General features: G+C 71.3%; 15 protein-coding genes. All 15 read right to left on the reverse strand.

What is annotated here, in order from left to right:
* Positions 1-23 precede the first annotated feature (23 nt).
* Positions 24-3,914, reverse strand: coding sequence for a baseplate multidomain protein megatron (locus tag H536_RS0101155; RefSeq protein WP_024348723.1), 3,891 nt, complete (start codon positions 3,912-3,914; stop codon positions 24-26).
* A gap of 3 nt (positions 3,915-3,917) precedes the next feature.
* On the reverse strand, positions 3,918-4,403 hold the full coding sequence (locus tag H536_RS0101160) for an NlpC/P60 family protein (protein WP_024348724.1): 486 nt from the start codon (positions 4,401-4,403) through the stop codon (positions 3,918-3,920).
* Positions 4,400-5,290, reverse strand: coding sequence for a DUF2163 domain-containing protein (locus H536_RS0101165; RefSeq protein ID WP_024348725.1), 891 nt, complete (start codon positions 5,288-5,290; stop codon positions 4,400-4,402). Before H536_RS0101165 ends, H536_RS0101160 begins: the two co-directional genes overlap by 4 nt.
* On the reverse strand, positions 5,287-5,922 hold the full coding sequence (locus H536_RS0101170; RefSeq protein ID WP_029702516.1) for a DUF2460 domain-containing protein: 636 nt from the start codon (positions 5,920-5,922) through the stop codon (positions 5,287-5,289). Before H536_RS0101170 ends, H536_RS0101165 begins: the two co-directional genes overlap by 4 nt.
* Positions 5,923-5,924: 2 nt before the next feature.
* A complete protein-coding gene (locus H536_RS0101175; RefSeq protein ID WP_024348727.1) occupies positions 5,925-6,497 on the reverse strand; it encodes a phage tail tape measure protein in 573 nt (190 codons plus the stop codon).
* Positions 6,498-6,509: 12 nt separating this feature from the next.
* Positions 6,510-6,731 (reverse strand): rcc01693 family protein, encoded by a 222-nt coding sequence (locus H536_RS23550; protein WP_081651771.1) that lies wholly within the window; start codon positions 6,729-6,731, stop codon positions 6,510-6,512.
* A 5-nt stretch (positions 6,732-6,736) separates the two neighbouring features.
* Positions 6,737-7,084 carry a gene transfer agent family protein gene (locus H536_RS0101185; protein WP_024348728.1) on the reverse strand — a complete coding sequence of 116 codons (348 nt, stop codon included), beginning with the start codon at positions 7,082-7,084 and terminating at the stop codon, positions 6,737-6,739.
* A gap of 2 nt (positions 7,085-7,086) precedes the next feature.
* Positions 7,087-7,500 (reverse strand): phage major tail protein, TP901-1 family, encoded by a 414-nt coding sequence (locus H536_RS0101190; RefSeq protein ID WP_024348729.1) that lies wholly within the window; start codon positions 7,498-7,500, stop codon positions 7,087-7,089.
* Positions 7,501-7,624: 124 nt separating this feature from the next.
* The gene (locus tag H536_RS0101195; protein WP_024348730.1) at positions 7,625-8,035 is read right to left on the reverse strand and encodes a DUF3168 domain-containing protein; all 411 of its coding nucleotides are present in this window, start codon (positions 8,033-8,035) and stop codon (positions 7,625-7,627) included.
* Between the two features lie 119 nt (positions 8,036-8,154).
* Complete coding sequence (locus tag H536_RS0101200) at positions 8,155-8,373, reverse strand: hypothetical protein (RefSeq protein WP_024348731.1); 219 nt, start codon at positions 8,371-8,373, stop codon at positions 8,155-8,157.
* Positions 8,373-8,705, reverse strand: a complete 333-nt coding sequence (locus H536_RS0101205; protein WP_024348732.1) for a phage head closure protein — start codon at positions 8,703-8,705, stop codon at positions 8,373-8,375. The genes H536_RS0101200 and H536_RS0101205 overlap by 1 nt, the downstream gene beginning before the upstream one ends.
* Positions 8,705-9,268 (reverse strand): head-tail connector protein, encoded by a 564-nt coding sequence (locus tag H536_RS0101210; protein WP_024348733.1) that lies wholly within the window; start codon positions 9,266-9,268, stop codon positions 8,705-8,707. Before H536_RS0101210 ends, H536_RS0101205 begins: the two co-directional genes overlap by 1 nt.
* 71 nt (positions 9,269-9,339) lie before the next feature.
* Complete coding sequence (locus H536_RS0101215; protein WP_024348734.1) at positions 9,340-10,590, reverse strand: phage major capsid protein; 1,251 nt, start codon at positions 10,588-10,590, stop codon at positions 9,340-9,342.
* A gap of 36 nt (positions 10,591-10,626) precedes the next feature.
* Positions 10,627-11,142: an HK97 family phage prohead protease gene (locus H536_RS0101220; RefSeq protein ID WP_024348735.1), complete on the reverse strand. Its 516-nt coding sequence runs from the start codon at positions 11,140-11,142 to the stop codon at positions 10,627-10,629.
* Positions 11,139-11,480 (reverse strand): DUF6107 family protein, encoded by a 342-nt coding sequence (locus tag H536_RS0101225; protein WP_024348736.1) that lies wholly within the window; start codon positions 11,478-11,480, stop codon positions 11,139-11,141. The genes H536_RS0101220 and H536_RS0101225 overlap by 4 nt, the downstream gene beginning before the upstream one ends.
* Between the last annotated feature and the right edge of the window lie 387 nt (positions 11,481-11,867).

Consider the following 11,867-nt stretch of genomic DNA (forward strand, 5'->3'; position numbering starts at 1 on the left):
TCCTGTTGCCTCGAATTGCCGGGTCAGCCCGGACGGATGAAGGTCTGGACGGATGGCGTCCCGTCGCCCCAGACCGGGCTCGTTTGGGCGACGGTCACGGTGACCGTCGCCGGCAGCGCGCCGAAGGCGGCGTGCTGCTCTGCTGCCGCGATAGCCAGCGCCGGCAACTCGGTCTGGCGGGAAAGAACCGCGCCCGATCCGTCGCCGATCTCGACGCTGTAGAGTTCGCGCTCCTCGCCCAGCGGCACGTCGAGCCCGTCCCAGCCGTCGCCGCCGATCCGCGTCCGCCGGATCCACGCCAGCGCCAGCGCGCCGTCCGGCTGGAATGCCGCGCGCAGATGCACCGGCGACAGCGGCCGCACCGAGCGTGCCCCCAGCGTGGCGGGCAGGGTCACGACCGCCGGATCGTCGGCGAGCCGGCCGAGCGGCGATACGCGGATCGCCAGGTCGCGCCCGACCTCGCCGGTGCCAAGGCCCAGCGCTTCGCAGGCCGCATCGAGCAGCACGAAGGCCGCCCCCGGCGCGGCGCCCGCCGCCATCGCATCCTCGGTGCCGCCCTGCGCCCGCAGCAATCCGCTCAGATCGAAGACCTGCGGCGCGGTCTCGGTAGCGCTGGCGAATTGCAGCACCTCCCAGGCGCCCGACGCGCTCTCAACGGCGCAGAGATTGCCGCCATCGAGCAGCGCTCCCTCGTCGATCGAGGGCAGCGCCCCGCGATGCAGCCGCACGACCAGCCGACGCCCGCGGTCGAGCACACCGCGGGGACCCGGTTCCAGCGCTTCGATCAGGGTCCCGGTCGTCGCCGCACGGGTGGCGATGCTGCGTGTGTCGAAGCCGTCGCCCGTACGCGACACGCCGACGGCATAGCCCGCGAAAGGCCTCGCATGGATCGCGAAACGCGCGCCGGCGATGGCGTCGCCGCCCTCCGGCAGCGGCAGGTCGAGCAGATGCACCAGCGGTCGCGACGCGCCGAGCGGCACGAGTGGGCCCGGCCCCGGTGGCGGCTCCCCCTGGTCGGGATAGGCGCGACGCCGTGGCGGCAGCAGCCGCGCTTCCATCTGGCGGGCGAGCCCCGTCTCGATCCGCGTGATCAGCCAGGCCCCGTCCCGGCCGTCGAGCTGCACCGTGTCGCCGGCCTCCAGCGCCAGTTCCGATGCCGCGGTTCCGAAGCGCGCGGTCTCGGCATGGCCGCCCATTTCCGCCAGCATCGCGGCCGCCAGCTCCCGCGCATGGGCTTCATCCAGCACCACCGGCAGTTCGACGATCTCCTTGCGCGGCCGGTCGGCGCTCGCCCGCACCGCCTCGGCGGCGCTCGGCTGATAGGCCCGCGCCGGATCGAGATAGCCCAGCGACATCTCCTGCGCCCGCTCGCTCGCATCGGCCCGGCGCAGTTCGACATAGGGGCCCTCCCCGTCGGCGAAGGCGGTGATCGTCGCTTCGGGCCGCAGCCTTGCCAACGAGCGCAGCACCAGCCGGCCCGCCGCCACATGGCCGACCGTCCCGGTCAGCCGCATCAGCTCTTCCAGCGCCTGGCGGGCCGAGCCGGGCCCGCCCGCAAGGAAGCCGGTCACGACCGCATCCACTGCCGAAACGTCGAAGTCGGTAATGCCGTGATCGTGCAGGATCGCGGCAAACAGCGCATCCGCCGGAGCGTTCGCCAGCCGGCCGCTCAGCCAGTGGCCGCGCCGCCAATTGTCGCCATCGGCCCAGACATCGGATCGCTCGGGAAAGGCTGGATAGGGTCGCGCATCCCATGTCCACAGATGGATGGCGTCCGGCGCCACCATCCGCCCGCCATAGACCGGCGAGACCGGGTTGGCCGCCGCGTCGAAAACCGGCGAGGCCGGGTCCCAATGTTCCAGATGCGCCTCGACGAAGCGGCGCTGGGCGAGATCGTCGCGGCCCCCCGCCGAGAAATGCGGCATATGGCTTTCCGACGATTTCGGATCGACGAAGACATTCGGCTGGTTGGCGCCCTTGTCGATTGCCGGGCAGCCGAGTTCGGTGAACCAGATCGGCTTGCCCATCGGTACCCAGGGGGAGGTTCCGGCGATCTCCACGCCGCCGCGCCGTTCGACATGCGGGTTCGCCCACCACCCCGCCAGATCCTTGGCGCGATACACCCACGGCTTGCCGTGGGCGCCGTCGGTGATCGGCGTGCGCAGCCCCGCCGCGCGATCACCCGCGCTGGCATAGTACCAGTCGAAATATTCGCCGCCGGCAATGCCGCTCCGCAGCGCCACCCGGTCGTATTGCGAGGGCGTTTCCTCCGCCGCCGCATCCTCGCTTGCGTCCCGCAGATCGGCGAGCGGCAGGTAATTGTCGATCCCGACCACGTCGATCGCCGGCGAGGCCCAGAGCGGATCGAGATTGTAGAAGACGTCGCCCGAACCATCCGCCGGCTGGTAGCCGGCGTACTCGCTCCAGTCCGCCGCATAGGCCACGACCGCGTCCGGCAGCATCGCCTTCACGGCCTCGGCGATAGCGATCAGCCCCTCGACGAAAGGAAACGCCCCGGTCTCGTCCCGAAGGCGGGTCAGGCCGCGCATTTCCGAGCCGATGACGAAGGCGTCGACGCCGGCCATGGCGGCCAGCGCCGCCTGATGGAAGATCATCCGCCGATACGACCATTCCGCCGGCCCCGCATAGACGACCTCTCCGCCCGCAACGGAGAAATGCTCCGGTCCGGCCGTCCCGAGAAAGGCCGCAATGACGGCCCGTGCCGCCGCCGTGCCGTCGGTCGAGCCGGCCCTCCCCGGTTCCAGATCCAGCGTCATCCGCCCGCGCCAGGGAAACGCCGCCTGTTCGCCCGCGCCATAGGGGTCTGGCAGACCATTGCCCGGCGGCACGTCCATCAGGACGAACGGATAATAGGTGACCGCCAGCCCGCGCGCCTTCAGATCCGCGATCGCCCGCGAGACGCCCCGGTCGCTCGGCGTGCCGCCGAAGGCCGGCCCGCCATCGACGCGGCTGACCAGCCGTGCCCCACCGCGACCGACGCCGCCGGCCCGCCATTCCTCGCTCTCGTCCCGGGCTCCGATCTCGATTCCCGGCCGCACAGTGCAGTGTCCCGCCCGCAGATCGTCGCCGAACCAGGACACCACCAGCGCCGCCCGCTCCAGCGCCGGGCACAGCGCCTCCAGCTCGTCCAGCGATGCCGTCCAGTCACTCGGTCCGAACAGCATGTTGCGGTTGACCAGCCGGTCCTCACCCGGTCCCAGCCGCTCGCGCACCGGCAACGGATCGAGCCCGTGCTCGCTGGCGCCGGGAATGATGGTGACGGCACGGATCTGCGTTTCCATCTGCCCGACCGGACGCAGGATCTCGCAGGTGATCTGCGGCAGACGGTTGCCCCAGCGCTCCAGCGGCAGCCGCTCGAACACCAGATAGGCAAGCCCCCGATAGGCCGGCGCGTTGCCGGCCCCCTGCCGGGCCTCGATCAGCGGATCGGGCGCCTGGGTCTCGTTCCCCGGATAGACGCGATGGACGACCTGCTCGCGGTCGATCTCCTCGCCATCGGCCCAGATCCGGCGAATGCCGGCGATCGGCCCCTCGCACAGGCCGACGGCGACATTGCCGTAATAGCTGTAGGTGGTGCTTTCGACCTTCGGGCCGCCGCCCTTGCCGCCGCGGCGCTCGGTGGCCGAATCCTCCTCGAAGCGCGTCGCCCAGATCACCTGTCCCGCCACCCGCGCCGTGCCGTAGACCCGCGGAATGCCGGCGCCCTCGTCGGCCCCCATGATCCGGCTTTCCGTCAGGCGCGGGCCTTCCGTCCGCTTTGTCGTGCCGAACAGCGCCGCGTCGATCGAGGCGCCCGCCAGGGCACCGGCCGCGCGGCCGAGCACCGCGCCGAACGGCCCGCCCAGAACGCCGCCGACGAGACCGCCGGCCGCCTGCAACAGGATCGTCGCCATGGTCTACTCCGGAAAGCGAAAAGCGCCGGCAATGCAGCGCGCCCAGGCATGCGGCATCGGCGAGGAAACGACCGAAGCGCCCTCATAGGCGTGGATCAGCCGGCTTTCCGCATCGAGAATGCCGCAATGGGTGGCCGGCGCGCCGACCCGCCAGCGAAACAGGAGGACGTCGCCGGGCCGCGCATCGGCACGGGCAATCTCCCGCAGATGCCGCCGTGCCCCTTCCAGCAGCCGGTCCGGCCCCGAACGCGTCGCCCAGTCGACCCGGTAGGGTCCCGGATCCTCCGGTTCGGCGCCATGCAACTCGCGCCAGACACCGCGCAACAGGCCGAGACAGTCACAGCCGACGCCCCGCCGGCTGCCCTGATGGCGATAGGGCGTTCCCAGGAATCCGCGCGCCACGATCAGCGCCGGCGGCAACCCCGCACCGGCGGCCGGCCCGCTGCCATCGGCATCAGCACCGCGCGGGTCCGCCTGCACCGTGCTCATGGCACCACCGGCGCGCCGTCATGGCGCCCGTCGCTCTTGGCGATGGCCAGCGCCGCATCGCCGCCCGGCATGTGCGGAAAGCCGCGAAAATTCACCGCATTGCCGAACCGGTCGCGGCAGGTGGCAAAGCGCTTGTCGCAGCCCTGCACCAGTCGCACCGCGTCCCCAGGCAAAGGCGTCGCCCCCGGCGCCTCCGCCAGCACCAGCGTCACCGTCCCCTCGCCGCCCGCCATGGCCGAGACGATGTCGGCCCCGAGCCCCTCGGCAACCCCACCCAGCATCGTCAGCCGGCCGTCCTGGAACAGCGCCGACGCACCGCCGAGCGTGCCGGCGACGACCATCCGCGATCCTTCGCCGCCCACGACAGCCGTCTCGATCGTATAGGGCGCCGCCGCGACCGCGAATCCGCAGCGCGCATCGCCGAACACCGCATCGCATCGCCGCCGGTAGATCCGCCCCCGCACCCGGTCGAGCTGTGCCGCAACGCCCCGCAGTTCGGCGGCAAAACCGGTCTCGCCGCGCTTCACTTCGCCGAGTTCCGCAACATCGACGAGGACGTGATCCTCCGGGCTCTGCCAGTTGACGACGAAGGTCTCGATGCGCGCCGCGTCGTAGCGCCCCGCCCGGATGTCGGCCTCCTCGATGGCAGCGGAATCCAGCGCCCCCTCGACCTCGCGGCTGGCCGCCGCCAGCCCCAGCATTTCCTCGGCCTCGCTGCCGGTCAGCCCCGTCGCCGCCTCAAAGCGGGTCCCGGCAAGAACCAGCGCCGCATCGTGATCGGTGAAGCCCAGCACCACGCCGTCCCGGCGGGTCAGGCGCCAGCAATGGGCGAGCGTCGTCTGCGGTCCCTTGAGATGCTCCGCCAGTCCCGGGGGAATCGGTCTCATGGGCGTACCTCGATCAGCGGGATGGACGGGATTTCCCCGGCCTCGAAAGCCGCGACATTCACGGTCAGCTGGTCCATGTCGAACCGCACCGGCACGTCGAAATCGTAACCGGCGGTGATCGCCGCGCCTTCGGCCGGCGGAGCGGCGAAGGTGACGATCCCCGTCGCCGGGTCGACGGCAAGCCCCGCCGCGACCTCGCTGCCGTCCACCGCGATGCGCACCGTGTCCGCTGCCGGCTTGGCGATCGGCCGAACATAGGCGCCGGCGCCGAGGCCATAGCGCTTCACCAGCGCAAATTCCGTCGTCACCCCGTCGCCCACGCCGATCGCCTGATCGAGGGCGCTCGGGCTCCCGCCATAGGCGCAGGAGCGCCAGTCCAGCGGGTCGCGAAAGCGGAACCCTGTCAGCCGGCCCCGCCGCGCCTCGAAGAAATCCAGCACCGTCACCAGATCGGCGAGACTGCGCACGCCGGACCCCGCATCGTAGCGGCGCACGGAATGGCGATGGCGCTGGTTGCGATGCTCGAACCCCGTCGACAGCCGCACGATCTCCGTGCGCCGCTCCGGCCCGCCGCTGGTCCCGAAGGACACGCGCAGCGGAAACCGCGCCTCGCTGAAGGCTTCGATCCCCATGGTCACAATCCCCGCCGGCCGCGGCTGGCGGCCCGCGCCAGCATCGCCTGGATCTGCGCCTCCGACCGCCGGAAGCTCGTCGCGTCGGGCGTGGTCACGTTGAACACGATGGACGGGCCGGCCGGCGCACCGGTGCTCGCCACCCCCAGCGTTCCGTCGGCACCGCGCTGCAGCGGCAGGATCGCCTCTGCCCCAGCCTCGCCCATCAGTCCCAGCTTGCCGGCCGTCGGAAAATAGCTCGGCGCGGCGACCACGCCGCCCTTGGCGAAGGGCACGATGCTGGTCGCGGCGGGCAGACCGCCACAGCCACCCAGCCCGCCCAGCGCATTGCCCAGCACGTTCGACGCCAGGTCCGTCAGCGGCTTCAGCGCCGCATCCAGCGCGATCGTCGAGATCCGCTGGCCGAGCTGGCGCAGCACGCCGTCGAGCGAGCGCCCGCCCGTCACCGCGCCCTTCATCGCCGAAGCGATCGCCGCGCCGAAGGAATTGGCGCGCTGCGTCAGGTCCCCCATCGCCAGCTCGAACCCACTGGTATCGGCGACGATCGCGACGTTTATCGTCTCGTCCGGCTCCATCCTGTCACCTCGTCAGTTCGAAGAATCCCGGTCGGGAAAGCGCTGCATCAGGGCGGCCAGCGCGGCGCGTGCGGGCGCCTCGCCCGCCACGGTGCCGAAGGGCGCCAGCGCTGCCGCCAGCTCGCGCGGCGTCGCGGCCCAGAATGCGCGCGGCGACAGGCGCAGCAGGCCGAGCCCCGCCTGCATCGCCTCGGTCCAGGGAAAAGCCGTGCCGGGTGCCGGTCGATCCGGCACGGCGTTCAGGGGTTTGGCGGGGCCCGCTCCGGCTCCCCGTCCGGCGGGCCGAAGGCCGCGGCCAGCAATTGCGCAGCAACAGTCGCGGCACCCGCCGCCCCTCCGTCGATCCGCATGGTCGCCACCTCGGCCTCGCTGACATCGGCCCCGCCGCCGCGCAGGCCCGCCGCCAGGATCCGCGTCAGGTCACGCGCCGACAGCCGGCCGGAACCGAAGCGCTCCGCCAGCCCGGCCAGGCTGTCCGCCGCGAAGGCGTCCTCCAGTTCGCCCAGCGCCCCCAGCGTCAGGCAGAGCGTGCGCTCGCGCCCGTCGATGATCGCCGGCACCTCGCCGCGATGCCGATTGACCGCCATCGTCAGACCGCCACGAAGGCCAGCGCGCCGGCCGATTCCAGCGTCGCCTCGAAGGTGATCTCGCCATTGTGCTCGCCGGCATATTCCAGCGCCGTCAGCTGGAACGGTCCGGTGATCGTGCCGAATTCCGGGATCGCCACCTGGAACGGCACGATGTCTCCGGCGAAGAACACCTGCCGCAGGCTGGCGTCCGAGGCGGCATCCTTGAAGATGCCCGATCCCGACAGCGACGCCCGCTGCACCCCGGCCCCGCCCAGGAGTTCCCGCCAGCGGCCGGCGCTCTCGGCGTCGGTGATGTCCACCGTCTCGGCGTTGAAGGCGATCCGCCGGGTCCGCAGCCCGGCGACGGTGACGAAGCTCCCGTCCCGGTTCTCGTCCATCTTCAGGAGAAGGTCCTTGCCTCTCTGTGCGGCCATTCGCGTTGTCCTTTCCGCCCCGGTGCCGGACGGCCCCGGCCAAAGAAAAAGGCGGCCCCGAAAGACCGCCCGTGTCGATGTCGCTTGAGTGTCTGCGGGACCCCGGCCCCGCGCCGGCTGGCCGTCAGGCCAGCGGTTCGGTCACCGCCCGGAACCGCAAGATGCCGTGATAGGTAGCGGAGTCCGGTTCCTGCCGCGCCTCGGCGAACTGCAGTTGCAGATTGACCAGGTGGTGGCCCTCCAGCGGCAGATGCGCGTCGTTCAGCCGGCCGGCCACCTTGTCCATGATCTCGTAGGTCTCGGCCTTGCCGCCACCCTTCGCCCAGACATGCAGGGTCAGGATGTGCTCGGAACCGTCCTCGGTCCCGGTCGACCAGTCCACCACCGCCGTCCGGCCAAGCGTCAGATAGGGAAAGCTTGCATGTTCGGGTCTGCGGTCGAACACTTTCGGCCCGCCCAACAGCGATGTCAGCGACGGGTCGGCGGTCAGCGTCTCGAAGATCGTCGTCTGGAGTTCGGCACTGGGATGCGCCATGTCATCCTCCTCGCTCACGGATGTCTACAAGATGATATATGGCGTGCCCTTGCGTCCGCCAGACGAACTGCGACCTCTTATGCCTCGTCGCGCACAAGTGATCGCGCCGGCCCGCAAGTTCAGACCGTCGCCGCCGAGCCCCGCGCATCCCGCAGATCGCCGCCAGGGCTCGCATCGTCATCGTCCAGCGTCCCGAGATGCCGCGGCATGTTCGAGGTCGACGGCCAGGTCCCCGCCGGCACGGTCGAGCGCGGGCGGCCGGGCCGGCGAACCGCGCGCACCAGCCGTTCGAGCGGCAGGCGGCTGCGCAGCCGCCGGATCTCCACCGCAATCCGCATCACGCCTCCTCCTCGCACCGGCACACCAGAAAGCGCCCCGTCTCGTCCGGGTCGTGCACCGAGGCGATGACGAGGCGCCGCGTCCCGATGCCGAAGGCGCGCCCGCGCACCACCTCCCCGCTCGAACGGCAGATCACCCGATGCGTGATCGTTGCCTCGTGGCGGTCGAACCGCTCGCGCGCCGTCACGGTCACCGGCTCCACATGCACCGACAGCTCCCGAATTTCCGTCCAGCGCGTCGCCGCGCCGCCGGCGCCGTCGGGCTCCGCTTCGGGCGCCAGCAGCGCCGCGCGCTTGCGCAACAGCCCCGGATCAAGGAACAGCGGCGCCATCAGATCCGCACCCGCCGATAGGGCGCGATCAGCGACCGCGTGAGCTCCGGCATCACCGCCGGCTGCTGTCCGGGATCGACCGCCGCCCGCATCTCGTAGGATGCCGCGACGATCACCAGGAGCGCGGTTCGCAGGTTCTCCGGCACCGCACCAGCCGCAAACCCCGCCTCGAACTCCACCTCGACGCCGTTCACCGCCGCCGCCCGCACGCCCGGCGACACCCGGATCGCCTCCACCCCCAGCGCCCGCTCGACGATCGCTTCGCCCGCGTCGAACATCACGGGCACCCCGCCCGAGGCGTAGGCGGTCACGCCGGTGATCGCCCCCAGCGGTCGGCGAGCGATCTCCACCCAGCCGTCGGCCGGCACCGGATCGAGCGCCAGCCGGAAGGACCGCTGCACCAGGACCAGCCCGGCTATCGCCTCGATGGTCTCGCGCGCCGCGCGGATCAACGCAGCGATCAGATCGTCCTCGTCGTCCCGGTCGATCCGCGCCCAGGCCTTCGCCTCGGCCACGCTTGCCGGCTCCTCGGCCCCGCCGAGCCCCAGATCGATGATCGTCATCCGTCCCTCCGCCAAAGCAAACGGCCGGGCGTGTGCCCGGCCGTCATCCGTCTTGCCCTTGAGCCCGCCCGTCAGGCGGCGAAGTCGAGGAACTTGGCGGCGTCGAAGTCCTGGATGCCGCCGCCGACCCGCTTGGTCGTGTAGAAGAGGACGTAGGGCTTGGCCGAATAGGGATCGCGCAGAACCCGCACGCCCTGCCGGTCGACGACCAGGTAGAAGCGGCCGAAATCGCCGAAGGCGATCGCCTTCGCATCCGTGGCGATATCCGGCATGTCCTCGGCCTCGACCGTCGGGAAACCCATCAGCGTCGCCCGCGCCCCGGCGCTGGCCGGCGGCTGCCACAGATAATTGCCGTCGCCATCCTTCAGCTTGCGCACGCTCGCCTGGGTGCGGCGGTTCATCACGAAGCTGGCGTTCTGCCGGTAGCCGGCCTTCAGCGCATAGACGAGGTCGAGCAGGCTGTCGGCCGCCTCGCCCGGCGCAAAGCCGCCGTCGGCGCCGGTCGCCACCGTGCCCACCGAACCCCAGGCCCAGGCGCCCTCGTCCACCGTCGGATAGGTCATGAAGCCCTTCGGCTTGGCGACGCCATCGCCATTGACGAAGGCCGCGCCCTCCTGCGCCGCGAAGGCCTGCTCGACCTCGTCGCCGATCCAGCGATCGATATCCACCGCCGCATCGTCGAGCAGCGCGTTGGTCGCCGCCGGCATGGCGTAGAGTTCCATAGTCGGAAAGGCGAGTTCGGCGAGTTGCGGTGCGGTGGTCTGCGGCCGGGCATCGGCCTCGCCCACCCAGCCGGTCTGCGCGCCGTCGATCGCGAAGGGTTTCTTCAGGACGGCGGCCGAGACCATCCGCACCGTCGCGATGGCGCGGATCGGCGAGATCGCCGCCAGCCGCCGGCCGATCTCGGTCTCGGTCTCGTCCGGCACCAGGAAGCCGCCATCGGCGCCGGTCAGGCTCGACATCGCCTTTTCCTCGAGCCGCCGCAGCCCCTGCTCGTCGCCGCCGCGCACATAGCGCTCGAAAGCGCTGCGATGCTCGCTCGGCCCGGCCGCCGGCCGGCGTTCGCCCCCGCCAAGCGCCGGCCGCGCCTCCTTCAGGATCAGCCGCTCGACACGCCGCTCCTGCTCGTCGAGGCTCCTGGAAATCCGATCGACCTTCTCCTCGGTCAGGATGTCGGCGCTCATGCGCTTCTCGATCTCGCCCAGGCGCTCGTCATTGGCCTCACGAAAGCTCTCGAAGGCCTGCATGAACTCGTGAAAGGCCGCTCCGGCCTCCGGCGCATGCGCCTTGGTCTCGAGGGACGGATGGGAATGGTCGCTCATGCGGATTCTCCGTTTCGCTTCAGAAGAGTTCGGATGTCAGGCGGCAAAACCGGTCGCGGCCCGGGCGCGCTGCGGGCCGGCATGATCCGCCGCGCTGGCCACGCCGGCGAACAGGCGCGCCCGCTCCTGCATCGGGAAGGTCACCAGCGAGACCTCCCACAGATCGATGGTCACCAGCCGCCGCCGGGCGGTGCCCGCGCCGCGGCGCGCCAGCCTCGTGCGAAAGCCAATGGACAGGCCGTCCAGCGCCCCCGCCGCGATCAGCCCGGCCGCCTCGCGCCCGGCCGCCGTCGCCAGCGCCAGGGCGCCCTCGACATAGAGGCCGGTCCGGTCCTCGCGCACATGGTGCCAGCGCCCCAAGGGCCGGCCGGGATCGTGCTGCCAGAGCATGGCGATCCCGGCCATGCCCCGGCGCAGGACCGAGGCGGCAAAGGCGCCCGGCTCGATGACGTCGCCGGCGAGATCGGTCTCGCCGAAGATCGCCGCATAACCGCGGATCGCCCCGTCCTCGGTCACGCCGGGCCCCGTGCGGGCGCGCAGCCCGCCAGTCATCGCTTCCTCCACGGCCGGTTCTCGCTGCCGCGAAACAGCCCGTCGGCAAAGCGCGACAGCACGCCCAGCGCCCACCAGGCGCACAGGCTCGCCGAGGCCGACCCCATCAGCGCCAGCTCCATGGCGCTCAGTGTCTGGCCGAGGTCGAGATGCTCGGCCAGCATCAGCCCGGCGGGCGGGCCGAACACCACGCCGGTCACCATGCCGATCAGGAAGCGCGACGCCGCCTCGCGCCGCCCCTTCGGCAGCAGATAGGCGACCGAGATCGCCGACCCGGCCGCCGCACCGAGGATCTTCGACGCCCAGAGCGCCAGAACGGACACGGGTTCGACGTTCATCGGCACCTCCATGGAACGGTCGCGGGCCGGCCGGCCCGCTGTCACGGACCCCGGCACCTGTCATGTCTGTCGATTACAGAAGACGTCTCGGGTGTTTCCCGAACCGCCGGGCGCCGGTTTCGGCCACGCAGCAATAGCGCCCACCCAGGCGGCGGGCCGCGCGGGAAAACCGCGCGGCCCCATCAGCCGTCGGGCGCGATCAGGCGATCCACCAGAACACGATGCCCCAGAACAGCAGGCACACGAGCAGCAGGATCAGCCCGGCCCTGGCGCAGCCAATGGCGCCATCGTCGTCTTTCACGGCGGGCTCCTCTCGCATTCATCGAAGCCGCGACACTGCAGCTACAGACAGGCACGAGAAGGATGACCGCATGGTTTCCACGGGCT

The organism is Aurantimonas coralicida DSM 14790, assembly GCF_000421645.1.
Lineage (GTDB): Bacteria > Pseudomonadota > Alphaproteobacteria > Rhizobiales > Rhizobiaceae > Aurantimonas > Aurantimonas coralicida.